The sequence below is a fragment of the Rahnella sp. PD4 genome, assembly GCF_049199325.1.
GTDB lineage: Bacteria > Pseudomonadota > Gammaproteobacteria > Enterobacterales > Enterobacteriaceae > Rahnella > Rahnella perminowiae.
Map to the genome: position 1 here is coordinate 430177 of NZ_JBLZQF010000004.1, position 17060 is coordinate 447236.

Genomic DNA, 17060 nt, shown 5'->3' on the forward strand with positions numbered 1-17060 from the left:
GGATGCATAGGATGAGGCTAAAAAGCGTTCTGACTTCCAGAAATATGTGCTCTTTGTGGCTCTTTTTTGACGATGACTTGAATTACAGGCGGGTCTGGGATTACTCTTAGATCAGCTGACGAAAGAACAGCAGACCATAAGCACCATACCCTTAAATAGCCCACCCATGCGGTGGGTTCTTTTTTGCCTGTCATTCCGCATTAAGAATTATCTTAGTTACGACATCTGTCAGACGTAAAAAAACCGGTGACACTTTCATATCACCGGTTTTTGCTGCGGGTTAACGCAAAATGAACCTTATGCGTTCAGTATGTCCTGTGCGGTTTTCTCAACCAGCGCCAGCAGCACTTTCACATCTTCCAGCGTGACCGTCGGGTTCAGCAAAGTCAGTTTCAGGCAGGTGATGCCGTTATGCTCGGTTACCCCCACGTTCGCACGGCCGGATTCCAGCAACGCATCCCCGATTTTCTGGTTCAGCAATGCGATTGCCGCATCGCTGCTGCCCGCAAGTGTCTGCGGACGGTAACGGAACAGAACGCTCGCCAGCTGTGGCTTCATCACCAGTTCCAGCGCAGCTTCAGACGTCACGTATTGGGCGACTTCCTGCGCCAGTGACACACCGTGATCGATGATCGCAGCGTACTGCTTCTGCCCTAATGCTTCGAGCCCCATCCACAGTTTCAGCGCATCGAAGCGACGCGTGGTTTGCAGAGATTTGGATACCAGATTCGGTACACCAGCTGCTTCGTCAAATTCAGAATTCAGGTAAGCCGCCTGATATCGCATCAGCTCATAATGACGCTCTTCTTTAAGCAGGAATGCACCACAACTGATGGTCTGGAAGAACTGCTTGTGGAAGTCCAGCGTGATGGAATCCACCAACTCGATGCCGTCCAGATAGTCGCGGTATTTTTCGGACAGCAATAACGCACCGCCCCATGCCGCATCCACATGCACCCAAATCTGATGCGCTGCCGCCAGTTCGGCAATAGCACGCAGCGGGTCGATAGCACCCGCGTCAGTGGTCCCGGCGGTTGCTACAATGGCCAGGATCTGATCGCCATTAGCTTGTGCCTGTGCCACTTTTTCGCGCAAATCGTTGAGATCCATACGGGCAAACTCATCGGTTTTCACCAGCGTAACGCACTGATAGCCCAGACCGAGCAATGCCATGTTCTTCTGCACGGAGAAATGCGCGTTTTCAGAACATAACACTTTAATTTTACGCAGATTGCCCACCAGGCCATCCTGCTGAATGGAATGCCCCTGACGTGCAAAGAAGGCGTCACGTGCCAGCATCAGGCCCATCAGATTGCTCTGAGTACCACCGCTGGTGAACACGCCTGCGTCGCCAGCCTGGTAGCCCACCTGCGTACGCAGCCATTCGATCAGCTTCATCTCAATGATGGTCGCTGACGGGCTTTGATCCCAGGAGTCCATGCTCTGGTTGGTGGCGTTGATCAGCACTTCCGCAGCCTGGCTGACCACCAGGCTCGGGCAATGCAGATGCGCAACACATTGCGGATGATGCACAGACAAACTGTCTTTCAAAAAATACTCAATCGCACGTTCAATCGCGGCCTGGTTACCCAGACCGTTTGGATTGAAGTCCAGCTTGATACGTTCACGCAGCTCAGCAACGGTTTTGCCCTGATACATTTCAGGTTGTTGCAGCCACTGCACAACCGCTTCACTGCTCTGTGCAATGGCTTGCTGGTAGGCTTCAGTGCTTTGCGCTGAGCCTGCCAGAATCGGGTTTAACTCGGACATCAGGATCTCTTACTCCGCTCAGGCAGGTTTGACGCCAGCCGCTAACAGCGCCTGCTCAAACTTGTCGAGGAAAATACCCAGCTCATCGTTAGTGATCAGCAGGGAAGGCAACAGGCGCAGCACGCAACCATTACGGCCGCCGCGTTCGAGGATCAGACCAGCTTCGAAACATTTTTTCTGCAACAATGCAGACAATTCGCCGTCAGCCGGGTAGCAACCCATGTGATCCTGCGCTTCGTTTGGTTTGACGATTTCGATACCAATCATCAGGCCCAGACCGCGTACGTGACCTATCACCGGATAACGTTTCTGCATGTCAGCCAGTTTGCCTTTCAGCCACTCGCCCTGTGCAGCCACTTTCCCGGCAATGTCCTGTTCTTTAAGAATTTTCAGCGTGGTCAGGCCGGTGGCCATCGCCAACTGGTTACCGCGGAAGGTGCCGGTGTGGTGACCCGGTGCCCAGGCATCGAACTCTTTCCTGATACCCAGCACGGCCAGTGGCAGACCGCCGCCGACCGCTTTAGACATCACAATGATGTCCGGCTCAATGCCCGCGTGTTCGAACGCAAACTGTTTACCGGTACGGCAGAAACCGGCCTGAACTTCGTCGAGGATCAGCAGAATGCCGTGTTCCTGAGTCACTTTACGGATGCGCTGCAACCACTCAGCCGGAGCCGGGTTCACGCCGCCTTCACCCTGAACCGCTTCCAGAATGACAGCCGCAGGTTTGCGAACGCCGCTCTCAACGTCGTTGATCAGGTTTTCGAAGTAATAGGTTAAGGCTTTAACGCCAGCGTCACCGCCAATGCCCAGCGGGCAGCGGTACTGATGCGGATAAGGCATAAATTGCACTTCCGGCATCATGCCGTTAACCGCTTCTTTCGGAGACAGGTTACCGGTCACTGCCAGCGTGGCATGAGTCATACCGTGGTAGCCACCCGAGAAACTGATAATGCCGCTACGGCCGGTGACTTTTTTAGCCAGTTTCATGGCAGCTTCAACCGCGTCCGCGCCTGAAGGACCGGTGAACTGCAGGCAATACGCTTTGCCCTGTTGTGGCAATAAAGAAAGCAGGTATTCAGAGAACTGATCTTTCAACGGGGTTGTCAGATCTAGTGTATGTAACGGCAAGCCGCTGGTAATGACATTTTGGATGCTTTGCAGCACGTCCGGATGATTATGTCCAAGAGCAAGCGTACCCGCGCCAGCCAGGCAATCAAGATATTGATTATTCTCAACATCAGTGATCCAAACGCCATTGGCCTTCGCAATTGCCAGAGGCAATTTACGTGGATAGCTCCGAACATTCGATTCAAATTCAGCTTGTCTCGCCAAATAGGTTTCATTGTTTCCGTTTAATGAATTCGCACCTAAACTGTCAATACGGACTTTATCCGTCATCATATCTCTCCTACAACCGTGGGTTATTAGAACGCCACAATTGAATAAATTTGATTAAAAAAATTACCAGCGTGTGAAAAACGCGGCCAATATATGGCTTTTTTGCCCCCACCTCAATAATTTATTTTGTATAGATTTGTTTATTCTTTCCTATATGAATCAATATTTTGCTGATTTAATGAACGATCATGCTGACTTAACTGAGTTACGCGGTCATTAATAAAGCACTAAAAAGCCCCTCCGGCTTGCTAAACCCCCCGTAAACACCCGACAGGACAGCCTTAAAATCGGGCAGTGGTGTTGCACCGGCAGACCCGCTGAACATGATGTCGCTGCACAGATAGCGACGCGTGAACAGTCTTTCAGGAAAGTTGTTTAATTATAGCGCGCAGGGGGTGATATGAGTGATGACATTAAAGCATCGGGGAGTAAATGGCTGAATAGCCGCCAGATATAAATTTTGAAATATATTACAGCGGCATAGAGTCCGGTTATTACAAAAATAATACTGAATAAGGTTTCACGCGTATATAAACAATACGCCCTGATCTTTACCTCATTATTCAGGTTATTAAGTCAAACATTAAGGTAAAGCTTATCCAGCGCGACGCCCTGATGGAATGTTGGCGACAATGGATAATCCCAAAATCTTATGATTTCAGGATTATGGGATTCTTAAAAACGACACGTCAGAAGAAAATGTCTGGTCAAGGTGACTGACGGGAAAAACGGGCGTTAAACCTTCCCTGAGCCGTCAGGCTCAGTTGCGCTCAGGATCGCCTGCCTGCTCACGTTTTTGTCTTGCCGCCTCGCGGGCTTCAGCGTCGCGTTTCTCATGGGTAGCGATGGCTTCGTTCTGAATACGGGTTGTGGTGTCTTCCTGCTCTTTGATCTGTCGCTGTATCTGCTCATGATATTCATTGGCAGACTTCTGGCTGTCCTCGCGCCATTGACGCTCAGACTGTAACATCTGTTCATGCTGCTGCCGGTTTTTCTCAGCGAATTGATCTTGCAATTGTTGTCTGCCTTGTTGGTCTGCAACGGCGGCAAAGCTGAAAAGTAATGCAGAAGTACAGGTGATACGGATCAAACGGGATAAAGAACCTGCCATGGATAAACTCCCTTTCCAAAAGTGTTTAAAATTCTTATAAAAACATCCGATTACAGGGAAAGAGTATAAAGCAGGGCCGCAGGCAGAAAGAGGAAGTGTCTTAAAAGTCTGAAAACGGCGAAAGTCCCCTTCCGCCGTCTGATGCTTACGTCATCAATACCCCTGCGTAACAATTTTTGCTGCGGAAGCCAGCACATCGCGACGGGATTTCGCATTTTTCTCCGGCTGCGTAAAATAGGTAATCAGGATCAGCGGAGCCTTATTTTCCGGCCAGATCACCGCAATATCATTCGTTGTCCCGTAATCGCCGCTGCCAGTTTTATCGCCAACCACCCAGGTCGCAGGCAGCCCCGCGCGGATACTCATCGCGCCGGTGGTGTTGCCTTTCATCCATTCCACCAGTTGCGCACGTTGCGGTTCAGCCAGTGCGCTGCCCAGCGCGACGTGTTGCAGACTCAGCGCCATCGCTCGCGGTGATGTGGTGTCGCGGTCATCGCCCGGAATGGCGGTGTTCAGTGTCGGTTCGGTGCGGTCCAGACGGAACGTTTTATCGCCGAGCGTGCGGGCATATTCCGTGACTTTCTGCGGCCCGCCAAGCTGCCCGATCAGTTTATTCATGGCGGTATTATCGCTGTACTGCAAGGCGGCGGCAGCCAGTTCGCCGATCGTCATCTCCGTACCGAGGTGCTTTTCGGTGATCGGGTTGTAATTTACCAGATCAGATTTTTTGATGCTGACGTGCCGGTTCAGCAGTTCCGTTTGCGTTTCACTTTGTTTAAGAATGGCTGACGCGGCCATGAACTTACTGGTGCTGCACATCGCAAAACGTTCATCGGCACGGTAAGCAATCTGGGAGTTGTCTTCGGTATTAATCAGCATCACGCCAAGACGGCCACCGCTGTCTTTTTCCAGCGCGGCAAGCTGCTGCTGCACTGACGTCATTTTTGTAGCCGTTTGCGCCCAGGATGCCGCGCTGAATGCGAGCATTGGCACCACAGCCGCCGCCATCAGGACGGTTTTACGCAGGGTATTTTTCATCATCAAAGCCTTCTCCTTTATATTGGCGAAGGGATTATGGCAAAAGCAGGGGCAGAAAGTAAAAAACCCGACACGAATGTCGGGTTTTGAGCAGAAAAAAGCCGTGATATCGCGCTTAAAACGTTTCCCAGTTTCCTTCCTCAACGCCGGGGATCGTCTGACGGTTTGACAGAAACGCCGGTGTTTTCGTCTGAGAGGCTTTGCGCACCGCAGCTGTCGCCGAACCCGCGCTGACTTTGAAAATGCTGATGGCCTGCGACAAACGCTCAGCCTGCTCGTTGAGCGAATGCGCCGCCGAAGAGGCTTCCTGAACTAACGCGGCGTTCTGCTGAGTTACTTCATCCATCTGGTTGATGGCTTTGTTAATCTCTTCAATCCCGGTGCTTTGTTCGTTACTGGCAATGGCAATTTCGCCGACGATGTCTGTCACATTTTTTACGCTGGACACCACTTCCGCCATGGTGGCACCGGCTTTGGCGACCAGCTGCGTGCCGTTATCCACCTTCGCCACAGAATCATCGATCAGCACTTTGATCTCTTTGGCGGCACTGGCAGAGCGTTGCGCCAGATTGCGCACTTCGGAAGCCACCACGGCAAAACCACGCCCCTGCTCACCGGCACGCGCCGCTTCAACAGCAGCGTTCAACGCCAGAATGTTAGTCTGGAAAGCAATACCGTCAATCACTGCAATGATATCGACGATTTTGCGCGAGGAAATATTGATACCTTCCATCGTGTTCACGACTTCACCGACCACTACACCGCCCTGCACCGCCACGCGGGAAGCCTGCGCCGCCAGCTGATTAGCCTGACGCGCATTATCGGCATTCTGTTTCACCGTGGCTGTCATCTGTTCCATAGCGGATGCGGTTTCTTCCAGTGAACTGGCTTGCTGCTCGGTACGGGAAGACAAATCCAGGTTTCCGGCAGCAATTTCACCGGATGCGCTGGTGATGGCATTCGTGCCTGCACGCACTTCGGTCACGATCCTCAGCAGATTTTCATTCATGTTTTTCAGCCCCTGCATGAGCTGCCCGGTTTCATCCTGGGAAGTTACCTGGATTTGCGTGGTCAGATCGCCAGCCGCTACGTTTTCTGCCACTTTCACCGCAGTATGCAGCGGACGGGTGATTGAGCGGGTCAGGAAATAACCCAGCGCGGCTGCCATTAAAATGGCCAGCGCAGAGAAAATCAGCGTCAGCTGAATGGCGGTGGCACCATCGGCCAGCGCTGTTTTACCTTCGGCCTGTAATTGCTGATCCTGAGAGTTAGCAAACGCGGTCGCCAGGTCCAGATACGCATTTTGCGAAATGGTCAGTTTACGCAGAACAAACTCGGTCGCCCCTTCCATATCACCGGCACTGGCTAAGGCAATCAGTTGCTCTTTGGCGGTTTCGAATGTTTGCCCCGCCTCCTGCAACGCTTTGATTTTTTGCTTGCCGGTCATGGTCGTCTGAATAGCGGCGATTTTGTCCATTGCGACATTGGTTTGTTTAACCGTGTCATCCAGCTGTACATAACGCTTCTTATTCTGCTCAGGATTTTTAGTATCAATGACGATGCCGCGCAGATATTTAATCTGGTCATTTACGCCGTCGCGGACGTCAAATGCCAGCCGGACTTTGACGTAACGGTCACTGACTATTTGGTCAATACTGCTATTGATGTTGCTTATTTTGGTAATGGCGATAGCGCTGACAATCACTAAAAGCAAAATGATAAGGCCGAATGCTGTCCCTAAACGGGCGCCGACACGCATACTGTTGATCAGTTTACACATTTTATTTCCCTTATTTCCTGGCCATTAAAAATTAATACAATGAAAAATAATTCAAAATATTGATTACATAGCGGAACTACTTTCTAATAATCTAATTAATTCTTAAAGGTTATCGGTATAAATAAGGGAATCTTTAGTGATGTGAATATTGGGAAGTGTAAAGAGGGATAAATGGTTCTGCTCCTCCCCTGTGCAGGAGAGGAGCATTATCAGGCAAACATTTCCTCAAGCCAGCCAACCCGCATTTCAGGCACGGATCGCAGCAACTCGCGGGTGTAATCATCCAGCGGTTCGGCCAGTGCGGAGGTGACCGGTCCCTGACGCACAATCACACCCTGTCTGAGCACCGCGACTTCATCGGCGATTTCGCGCACTACCTGCAAATCGTGGGTAATAAACAGGTAAGAAATGGCGGTGTCCTGCTGGATCTGGCGCAGTAATGCCAGCACATCGCGGGCAACTAACGGGTCGAGCGCCGAGGTTGGTTCATCGCAAACGATAACTTTTGGCTCCGCTGCCAGCGCCCGCGCAATACACACGCGCTGTTTTTGCCCGCCGGAAAGTGCGGCAGGAAAACGCGCTGCCAGTTCGGCATGTAATCCGACCTGCGCCAGCAGTTCACTCACCCTGGCCTCGCGCTGGCTGCGGTTCAGGCTCGTAAAGCAGGCCAGTGCACGGGAAATCTGACTGCCAATGCGCTCTTTCGGATTCAGCGCCGTGTCGGGGATCTGATGGATCAGTTGTACATCGCGCAACTGAACGCGGCTGCGCTGGTGCAAACTGGCGGGCAATACTTGCTGATTCAGACTGACTTCTCCGCTTTCCTGGGTAAGCAGCCCGCAAATCACTTTACCGAGCGTCGATTTCCCCGAACCGGATTCACCGATCACCGCCAGCGTGCGCCCGCGCGGCAAACTCAGCGAAACATTTTGCAGTACCGGCTGTGCATGATAGCGAGCACTGATGTTACTGATATCCAGCGCTGCTGGTGCATGACCCATTTGCGGCGTTTTGTTCCCACCCTGCGCATGCAGCAAACGGCGGGTGTAAACCTGTTGTGGCTGGCTCAGCAATTGTGCCGTTCCCGCCTGTTCAACTGTTTTACCGTGCTGCAACACCATAATGTGATCGCTTATCTGCGCCACCACCGCCAGATCATGGCTGATGTAAATCGCCGCGACGCCGGAAAAGCGGATCACATCACTGATAGCTTTCAGCACGCCGAGCTGGGTGGTGACATCCAGTGCGGTGGTCGGCTCATCGAAAATCAACAACTCAGGCCCGGCGCACAGCGCCATGGCAATCATCGCGCGCTGTAACTGACCGCCGGAAACCTGATGCGGATAACGCTGATAAAACGCCTGTGGATCCGGCAGACCAAGCTGTTCAAACAGAGCAATGGCTTTGGCCTGCGCCTGACGGCGGGGATACACATTGTGTTTCAGCGCCGCCTCAATGACCTGCTCGCCGAGGGTGATCGCCGGATTAAACGCCGCTCCGGCAGACTGCGCGACATAAGCAATCTTTCTGCCGCGCACCTGACGCAACTGGCGCTCAGAAAGCGAAGTCAGTTCCTGTCCGCTGAACGCAATTTTGCCGGACCGGATGCGCATCCCCTGCCGGCAATGCCCGAGAATAGCCAGTCCGATGGTGGATTTGCCTGCGCCCGATTCGCCGATCAGACCCAGCACTTCACCGCGCTTCACAGTGAAAGAGACATCATCCACCAGCGTGCGCGAATTTTTACCCTGCGACACCACGCACAGGTTTTCGATACTCAGTACGTGCTCATTCATGCTTTTTTCCCCCACACACGACGCTCACCGCTTATCAGCCAGTCCGCCACGGCGTTGACTGCCAGCGCCAGTACCGCGATTGCGCCCCCCGGCACCAGTGCCGCCCAGACGCCAAACAAAATGCCGTCTTTGTTATCGCGCGCCAGTCCGCCCCAGTCAGCGGTCGGAGGCTGAATACCCAGCCCGAGGAATGACAGCGCAGAGAGAAACAGCAGAATAAAAATAAAACGCAGGCCGAATTCGGCGATCAGCGTCTGGAGCGCATTGGGTAAAATCACATGCAGGAGGATCCAGCCGAGACTTTCACCGCGCAACCGCGCCACATCAACAAATTCCATTACGCCGATATCCACTGCAAGGGATCGGGCCACGCGCAGCACACGGGTTGATTCCAGCAGGCCAAGCACCAGCGTCAGCACCAGAATGGTTTTCGGCAAAACAGCCAGCACGATCAGCGCCAGGATCAGCGTCGGAATAGCCATCACAATATCGTTGCAGCGGGAAATCACCTGATCCAGCCAGCCGCCGCGCAGTCCGGCAATAAACCCGAACGTACAACCGACGATAAACGCCACCAGTGCCGCCAGTGCGGTCACACCAAGGGAAACCCGTGTGCCCCAGATCAGGCGGGAAAGCAGATCACGGCCGAGATTATCGGTGCCCAGAATGGAACCGGGCCCCGGTAAATCCCACGACATGCCGATCGTCTGATCCGGCGTGTGCGGGGCCAGCCACGGGGCAAAAATGGCGATAAGGATAAACAGGCTTAGCACCAGCAGGCCCAGTATCGAAGCAGGTTTTAATGCAGGCATTACAGCAATTCCTAAGATTCAGCGGTTATGGCGTAAACGCGGATTAGCGACCAGCGCCATCACATCCGCCAGCAAATTAAGCAGGATATAAATACCTGCCAGCAGCAACGCGCAATCCTGCATCACCGGAATATCGCGTTTGCTGATGCTGTCGACCATGTACTGCCCGAGTCCCGGATAAACAAATACGTTCTCGACAATCACCACACCGACCATCAGATAGGCCAGATTGATCGCCACGACATTGATGATCGGCCCCACCGCATTGGGCAATACGTGACGCCATAAAATGCGCGACGGTGACAGCCCTTTGAGCAACGCGGTATCCACATACGCCGAACTTTGCGCGGCTATCAGCGCAGCGCGGGTCATGTTGCTCATATGGCCGAGGATCGCCAGTACCAGTGTGGCGCACGGCAGGGAAATGGCGGAGAGTTTGGCCGCCAGCGGCATATCTGCAGTGATACTGCTGTTGCTCGGTGCCCACGCCAGCGTGATGGCAAATATCAGAATCAGCAAATAACCGGAGAAAAATTCCGGCAGGGCCACCGTGGCGCGGGTGATGACGTTGAGCAGTGTATCAATGACACTGCCCTGATAACGCACAGAAATAAACCCGATCAGCAGCGCCAGCGGAACCGCAATCGCGGCGGTACATCCGGCCAGAAACAGTGTATTCCCCAGGCGGGTAAACAACGGACCGCTGATGGCTTCGCGACTCGAAAAACTGGTGCCGAAATCGCCGTGCAGCACACCCGCCAGCCAGCTCAGATAACGGCTGACCGCCGGTTTATCCAGCCCCAGTTGAAAATTCAGTTCGCGGATAGCATCGGGCGTGGCGCTCTGACCGAGGATCGCCGTCGCCGCATTGCCCGGCAGCAGTTGTACACCGGCAAAAATCAGCACGGAAACGGCCAGCACCACCAGCACGCCATAGAACAGCCGCACCAGTACCATGCTCAGCAAGCCGGAACGGTGTTGCGAAAAACGGCCCGCAGGCCGCTGTGTCACTTTCTGTTGTGCAGATAAGTCAGACATATTTTTACCCGGTTCAGCCTTCAATCCAGACTTTCTCTGCCGCACGGTTACCACTGAGCGGCATTCCCGGAACGGATGTAAACCCTTTGATTTTGGCGGAACAACCGTCGAGCGCATCGGCGTACAGCGGGATGATCTCGCTTCCCTGATCAACCAGCATCACCTGAATGTCATGGTAAATCTGCCTGCGGCGCGCTTCGTCCGGTTCACCGCGTGCGGCTTTGACCATCGCATCGAAAGCCGGTACGTGCCACGCCGATTCATTCCATGAAGACTGACTGGTGAACACCAGAGAGAGCAGTGCGTCGGCGGTCGGACGGTTCGCCCAGTTCGACGACACAAAGGCTTTTTTCTGCCAGATATCATTCCAGAACGCATCGTCCGGCACGCGCACCACATTCAGGTTAATGCCCGCCTTGGCGGCGGATTGCTGATAAAGCTGACCGGCATCGACCGCGCCGGGGAAACCGGCATCGGCGACATTCAGCGTCAGAGGGCCGCTGAAACCGGATTTCTTCCAGTGGAACTGCGCTTTTTCTGGGTCGTACGGACGCTGCGGAATATCTTTCGCAAAGTATCGGTTCGACGGGAAAATCGGGTTGTCGTTCGCCACGCTGGCGTAACCGCCGAGCACGGTGTCGATAATTTTCTGACGATCGATGGCGTATTTGAGCGCCAGACGGCCATCAACATTATCGAACGGCGCCAGATTTGACAGCCCGGGGAAGGTGTAAATCATGCTGTCTTTCGCCCGTACCAGTTTCAGGTTCGGCATACGTTCGATGCGGCTGACAATGCGCGGATTCACGCGGTTAATCAGCTGTGCCGAACCACTGACCAGTGCGGCCACACGGGCTGTTGAATCGTTCATCGCCAGCGTTTCGACAGAATCAACATGCCCGCGTTCGCTGTTCCAGTAGTTCGGATTACGTTTGGTCAGCGTGGACACACCCGGCTGGAATTTCTCAAGGATAAATGCGCCGGTGCCGATGCCTTTATCAAAGTTTTCATTTTCAGCGGTAATGGCGAAATGCACGGCGCTCAGCAGCCAGACGAATTCGACGTCCGGTGCGGTGAGCTTAACAGTGACCTCATGGTCGCCGGTGGCTTCAATCGAACTGACGGTGTCCAGATAACCTTTCACCGGCGACGTGGATTTCTCACCCCGGTGATGATTGAGGGAATACACCACATCTTTCGCGCCCAGCGAACGGCCATCATGGAACTGCACGCCCTGACGGATTTTCAGCACCCAGGTTTTGCTGCCATCGGTTGAGGCCCAGGCTTCAGCCAGTGACGGTGCCAGTCTGGCGTTTTCGTCGATTTCCACCAGATTGTTAAACATCTGAGAACCGACGAAATACATGTAAGTTTCGAACCAGAATGCCGGATCCAGACGGTCGGTGCTGGAGGCATTGTCCACGCCGACGACCAGATGGCCGCCTTTTTTCGGTTTTTCTGCCTCCGCAGCAAAGGCATTGCCCAGCCACAGTGAATGGGTAGCCGCAGCAACGGAAAGTGCACCCGCACTTTTAATAAATGAACGACGATCAATCATGGTTTTCCCCTGTCTGCGAAGAATGCATCTTCAGCATTAATATGCGTTTTATTCTTTTTATGGATGTTATCTGGTGATGGATATTATCTGGCGAAGGCCTGTTTCAGCGCGGCAATATGTTCAGGCCCGATCCCGCAACAACCGCCGACCATGGTCGCACCCTGCGCCACCCAGTCTTTCGCGAAATCGAGATAACCGGCAGGATCAGTGTCCTGACGCATTTTGCTCAGCCCTTCATTGGCACCGCGTTTATTATCGGAAGGCTCGAATGCATTGGCATACACGCCGATATCAAGCTGAGATCCCTGTGCCGTCAGCGCCGCTCGTGCAGTTTTCACCGCAGTCGCCATCACTTCAGGACGGCTGCAATTGAACAGCACCGCCGCCGCAGAAACCCGCAGCGCCACGCTGACCGCATCGACAACCGCTTCACCGGAGCGCAGCAGCGCATTACCCTGATCGTCGAGATTGTCCTGCAAGGTAAAAGACAGCCACAGCGGACGCGGGTCATCGCCCAGCACATCGCGCACGGCTTCGACTTCTGCGACAGAGCTTTGCGTTTCCGCCAGCCAGACATCAACGCTGTCCGTCAGGTTATCCACCAGCACTTGCAGTAATTTTTTGGCCGCCACTGGCTCGAACAGATCCGGGCGATAAGATCCGAGAACCGGAGGGAGCGAACCCGCAACCTGCACGGCAGCCCGTGCCGCATCCGCCGCCTCGCGAGCCAGCTTGCCGGAGAGCGCAATCAGCGCAGCGCCCTGCTCCGCAAAAACTTCTTCACCCACGTGGAACGGCACAACGGCGTAACTGTTGGTGGTAATGACCTGAGAACCGGCAGCAATAAAAGCATCGTGAGCAGCCCGAACAAATTCAGGAGCCTGCATCAGCGCCAGTGCAGACCATTCAGGCTGGCGAAAAGGAGCCCCCATCCGGGCCAATTCGCGCCCCATGCCACCATCGAGGATTTTAATGTTACTGATCATTGTGCCACCGCCGTTGTATTTTTCTTAGCCGAATCAATCGTTAATCCGGCAGGTGGTGACACTCTACAAAACGAACGTTTAGATGTCTAGATTTCTTAATGGCTAAAAGGTGGGTTTTTTATTGTAAACTGGTCTCACTCGCCGTGAGGGCTGGATCGGGAATATTTCGGTTTCTCACTTGCTGTGAGGGCAAACCGGGAATATTTCGGTTTCTCACTTGTTGTGAGGGCAAACCGGGAATATTTCGGTTTCTCACTAACGGTGATCACACGACCCTTCGCGCCGAAACCGACCAAGAGGGAAAAATGCTTTTTCCCTCTTGGATCTCCCTTCGCTTTTTCAACACGCGCTCCGCTTGCTGGCCATGTTTCAGATATCTCAGTGACAGGCTGGAAATCTTGCCGCTGTGCGGTCCCTTCATTTCGGGATTGCAGCCTTTGGTCTGCAACCTCTCATTCAGCAAGCTTTCTGAATCGCCCGCATGATCTTAAAATCAAAACAGGACTCATCTGTTTTAAAGAGTGCAATGGCGTGCTCAAAATCCAGCTGAACGGAGCGGCTTCGAGACCTGTGGCTCGAAGACCGAGTGAAGGCAGTGCGAAGCACCTGGATTTGCGCCACTTACTATAGCCACGAAACACGTCCGTCGTGCCCGCGACAGCGCGCAGTGAAAGAGCCCGGGGGGTCTTGGGGGGTGGCGGCGATAGGCCGCCCCCCAAGTCGGTGTGGGCCGACGCCCACGGTCTTGACCTTAAAAGGCCTGTGTGGACGGCCCCCCCGTCTGTAATATTTATTTACAGCGATAAACCCAATGCGTATTATTCTCATTCGCTTTATTAACCATGCCCATTTTATCTTGTCCAGCCCTTGTCCGGGGGATTCTGGCGGGGTTTGCTCATGCAGATAAAGCCGTGTTCATACAAAAATGCCGTGGCTTAAAAATAATAAAATAACCGTGTGGAGAATAGTTATGCCTGTTTTTTCAGGGAATTGCGCTGTCAGGAACAATAAGCAAAACATTGATAATAATTCCGGAAAGAAACGTTCACTTTCAGTGATCGCATTGTTAATTTCGTCGTCATTGCATTCTGCGTATGCCGCAGACACCACCGTTAAGAAAACGGGTGACGATACTGTGGTGGTCACCGGGCAGAGTAACGCCAACAGCACCGCTGATACCGCCGCCACCGATTACAGTGTCCCGGTCACCACCGCAGGCACAAAAATGGCTCTGACAGCGCGCGATATTCCCCAGTCCGTCAGCATCATCAGCAAGCAGCGCATGGAAGATCAGCAGTTACAGTCTTTGGGTGACGTGCTGAGAAATACCACCGGCATTCAGGAAAGCGTTTCGGATCTTGACCGTCGTACTTATTACGCCCGTGGCTTTCTGATCGACAACTACATGGTCGATAACATTCCGACCACTTTCGATCCGCGCTGGGACCTGGGCGATTCACAGTCAGACACGGCAATTTACGACCGTATAGAAGTGGTGCGTGGTGCAACCGGCCTGATGACTGGCCCGGGCAACCCGTCGGCCTCCGTCAACCAGGTGCGTAAACACGCCGACAGCAAAGAATTCACCGGTAATGTTTCGGCTACTTACGGCAGCTGGAATAAACAGCGTTACGTGGCGGATTTAGCCACTCCGCTGAACGAAACCGGCAGTATACGTGGCCGTCTGATCACCGGTTATCAGGACAAAAACAGCTACGTTGAACGCTACGGCGCAACAAAAAAATTCGTCTATGCCACCGTTGATGCTGACCTGACTGATTCCACCCTGCTTTCCGCAGGCTACGAATTCCAGCAAACCAACACCGACAGCCCGACCTGGGGCGGCATGCCGCGCTGGTATCTGGACGGCAGCAAAACCGATTATCGTCGCGGGTTTAACTCAGCGCCGGACTGGGCTTACAGCGATAAAGAAACCACCAAGCTGTTCACCACCCTGAAACAGTCATTCGATAATGGCTGGCAGGCCACGCTGAACGGCACCCGTACTGAATCCCATATCGACAGCAAAATGATGTATATCGACGGGACATTCGATAAAACAACCGGGGCAGGTGAATCCGCCTATGCCGGTTATCCGGTGGTCGCAGGAACCGGCTATAACACCGGTAAACGGAAAGTCGATGGTGTGGATGCCTTCGCCAGCGGCCCGTATGAACTGTTTGGCCGTCAGCATGAACTGATGACCGGTGTGAGCTACAGTAAACAGCAGAACACTTATTACAGTTCATTTGCCAATATCACCACCGAAGAACTGGGCAATTTTAACGATTTCAACGGACAGTTCCCCGAAACCGACTGGGCCCCGCGTGCTCTGGCAGAAGAAGATGTTATTCGTCAGAAATCAGCTTACGTGGCTACACGCCTCTCGCTGGCCGACCCGCTGCACCTGATCGTTGGGGCGCGTTACACTAACTGGAATTCTCATACCCTGACCGACCAGATCGAGAAGAACAACATCACACCGTACGCGGGTCTGGTGTTTGACATCAACGATACGTGGTCCACATATGCCAGCTATACGTCAGTATTCCAGCCACAGACTTACCGTGATATTAACGGCGGCTACCTGTCACCGGTCATTGGTAAGAATTACGAAGCGGGGGTGAAAGCCGACTGGTTCAACAGCCGCCTGACGGCCTCTGTTTCCGTGTTCCGTGCAGAGCTGGACAACGTCGCGCAAAGTACCGGCCGTACAATCCCGGGCTCAACCGATACGGCTTACGAAGGTAAAAATGGCACTGTCAGTCGCGGCGTAGAATTTGAAGTGAACGGCGCCCTGACTGATAACTGGCAGATGACGTTCGGCGGCACCCGTTATATTGCAGAAGATGAAAACAGCGATGCAGTTAATCCTCAGTTGCCGCGCACCCAGCTGAAATTATTCTCCAGCTATCGTCTGCCGATGTTGCAGGATCTGACCGTCGGCGGTGGTGTGAACTGGCAGACACATGTCTGGGATACGGTTCTGGGGCCAAGCGGCAACGGTACGCGCTATGCGGAACAAGGCAGCTACGCGCTGGTTAATCTGTTCAGCCGTTATCAGGTCACCAAACAGCTGGCAGTGCAGGCTAACGTGAATAACCTGTTTGACAAAGAATATGACACCAGCGTGAATCAGTATGTGGTGTACGGGGAACCGAGAAATGTGTCGGTGACGGCGAGCTATAGTTTCTGATTTGCTGAGGCCGCAGCAATTGCGGCTTTTCACTTGCAGTGAGGGCAGAACGGATATATTTCGGTTTCTCACTCGCCGTGATGGCTGGATCGAGAATATTTCGGTTTCTCAAGTGCTGCGGTCACATGACGCGCTGCGCCGAAACCGACCAGAGGGGAAAGGCTTTTCCCCTCTGAACTCCCCTCGCTTTTTCAATACGCGCTCCGCTCGCTGGCTATGTTTCAGGTATCTCCGCGACAGGCTGGAAATCTTGCCGCTGCGCGGTACCTTCTCTCGGTCCTGAAGCCTGAGGTCTTCAGGCCGCTCCGTTCAGCAAGCTTTCTGAATCGCCCCCACGATCTTAAATTCAACGGCATACTGTTTTTTATCTTTTAAAAAGGTTGATTGGCGTGCTCAAAATTCAGCTGAACGGAGCGGCTTCGAGACCTGTGGCTCGGGTCGAGCTCTGCGAGACAACGTCACGAAGTGACGGCCCGAAGGGCGAGGCCGCAGGCCGAGTAACACCGAGAGAAGGCAGTGCGAAGCACCTGGATTTGCGCCACTCACTATTGCACCAGAACATGTCCGTCGTGCC

At 53.5% G+C, this 17060-nt stretch carries 11 protein-coding genes and 1 other RNA gene; 2 read left to right on the forward strand and 10 right to left on the reverse strand.

Translation table 11 applies throughout. The features are described 5' to 3' along the window. Nucleotides 1-297: 297 nt before the first annotated feature. The 10 genes from ACOZIO_RS13695 to ACOZIO_RS13740 all read right to left on the reverse strand — a co-directional run bounded on the left by ACOZIO_RS13695 (nucleotide 298) and on the right by ACOZIO_RS13740 (nucleotide 13290). A complete protein-coding gene (locus tag ACOZIO_RS13695; RefSeq protein ID WP_129953669.1) occupies nucleotides 298-1770 on the reverse strand; it encodes a pyridoxal phosphate-dependent decarboxylase family protein in 1473 nt (490 codons plus the stop codon). Nucleotides 1771-1788: 18 nt separating this feature from the next. Beyond that, nucleotides 1789-3174, reverse strand: a complete 1386-nt coding sequence (locus tag ACOZIO_RS13700; RefSeq protein WP_129953670.1) for a diaminobutyrate--2-oxoglutarate transaminase — start codon at nucleotides 3172-3174, stop codon at nucleotides 1789-1791. 757 nt (nucleotides 3175-3931) lie between these two features. Continuing rightward, entirely contained in the window at nucleotides 3932-4282 is a 351-nt protein-coding gene (locus tag ACOZIO_RS13705) for a hypothetical protein (protein WP_217233846.1), read from the reverse strand. Nucleotides 4283-4435: 153 nt separating this feature from the next. Continuing rightward, entirely contained in the window at nucleotides 4436-5323 is an 888-nt protein-coding gene (gene blaRAHN, locus ACOZIO_RS13710; protein ID WP_421595395.1) for an RAHN family extended-spectrum class A beta-lactamase, read from the reverse strand. 112 nt (nucleotides 5324-5435) lie between these two features. Beyond that, entirely contained in the window at nucleotides 5436-7100 is a 1665-nt protein-coding gene (locus ACOZIO_RS13715; RefSeq protein WP_129953673.1) for a methyl-accepting chemotaxis protein, read from the reverse strand. 209 nt (nucleotides 7101-7309) lie between these two features. Then, entirely contained in the window at nucleotides 7310-8896 is a 1587-nt protein-coding gene (locus ACOZIO_RS13720) for an ABC transporter ATP-binding protein (protein WP_421595396.1), read from the reverse strand. Beyond that, entirely contained in the window at nucleotides 8893-9708 is an 816-nt protein-coding gene (locus tag ACOZIO_RS13725) for an ABC transporter permease (protein ID WP_129953675.1), read from the reverse strand. The genes ACOZIO_RS13720 and ACOZIO_RS13725 overlap by 4 nt, the downstream gene beginning before the upstream one ends. 18 nt (nucleotides 9709-9726) lie before the next feature. Further along, nucleotides 9727-10665, reverse strand: a complete 939-nt coding sequence (locus tag ACOZIO_RS13730; protein ID WP_129991116.1) for an ABC transporter permease — start codon at nucleotides 10663-10665, stop codon at nucleotides 9727-9729. Between the two features lie 94 nt (nucleotides 10666-10759). After that, on the reverse strand, nucleotides 10760-12301 hold the full coding sequence (locus tag ACOZIO_RS13735) for an ABC transporter substrate-binding protein (RefSeq protein ID WP_205952649.1): 1542 nt from the start codon (nucleotides 12299-12301) through the stop codon (nucleotides 10760-10762). 86 nt (nucleotides 12302-12387) lie between these two features. Next, nucleotides 12388-13290 (reverse strand): homocysteine S-methyltransferase family protein, encoded by a 903-nt coding sequence (locus tag ACOZIO_RS13740; protein ID WP_129953677.1) that lies wholly within the window; start codon nucleotides 13288-13290, stop codon nucleotides 12388-12390. A 970-nt stretch (nucleotides 13291-14260) separates the two neighbouring features. Here ACOZIO_RS13740 and fhuE point away from each other — a divergent pair. Further along, a complete protein-coding gene (fhuE, locus tag ACOZIO_RS13745) occupies nucleotides 14261-16486 on the forward strand; it encodes a ferric-rhodotorulic acid/ferric-coprogen receptor FhuE (RefSeq protein ID WP_421595397.1) in 2226 nt (741 codons plus the stop codon). Nucleotides 16487-16903: 417 nt separating this feature from the next. Next, nucleotides 16904-16986, forward strand: a non-coding RNA gene (locus ACOZIO_RS13750) — RtT sRNA. Nucleotides 16987-17060 lie beyond the last annotated feature (74 nt).

What these genes read in the sequence shown, in the direction of transcription:
- ACOZIO_RS13730 (WP_129991116.1), bottom strand. Translation starts at nt 10,665, where the DNA reads ATGGTACTGGTGCGGCTGTTCTATGGCGTGCTGGTGGTGCTGGCCGTT.
- ACOZIO_RS13700 (WP_129953670.1), bottom strand. Translation starts at nt 3,174, where the DNA reads ATGATGACGGATAAAGTCCGTATTGACAGTTTAGGTGCGAATTCATTA.
- ACOZIO_RS13715 (WP_129953673.1), bottom strand. Translation starts at nt 7,100, where the DNA reads ATGTGTAAACTGATCAACAGTATGCGTGTCGGCGCCCGTTTAGGGACA.
- ACOZIO_RS13725 (WP_129953675.1), bottom strand. Translation starts at nt 9,708, where the DNA reads ATGCCTGCATTAAAACCTGCTTCGATACTGGGCCTGCTGGTGCTAAGC.
- ACOZIO_RS13705 (WP_217233846.1), bottom strand. Translation starts at nt 4,282, where the DNA reads ATGGCAGGTTCTTTATCCCGTTTGATCCGTATCACCTGTACTTCTGCA.
- ACOZIO_RS13740 (WP_129953677.1), bottom strand. Translation starts at nt 13,290, where the DNA reads ATGATCAGTAACATTAAAATCCTCGATGGTGGCATGGGGCGCGAATTG.
- ACOZIO_RS13695 (WP_129953669.1), bottom strand. Translation starts at nt 1,770, where the DNA reads ATGTCCGAGTTAAACCCGATTCTGGCAGGCTCAGCGCAAAGCACTGAA.
- fhuE (WP_421595397.1), top strand. Translation starts at nt 14,261, where the DNA reads ATGCCTGTTTTTTCAGGGAATTGCGCTGTCAGGAACAATAAGCAAAAC.
- blaRAHN (WP_421595395.1), bottom strand. Translation starts at nt 5,323, where the DNA reads ATGATGAAAAATACCCTGCGTAAAACCGTCCTGATGGCGGCGGCTGTG.
- ACOZIO_RS13720 (WP_421595396.1), bottom strand. Translation starts at nt 8,896, where the DNA reads ATGAATGAGCACGTACTGAGTATCGAAAACCTGTGCGTGGTGTCGCAG.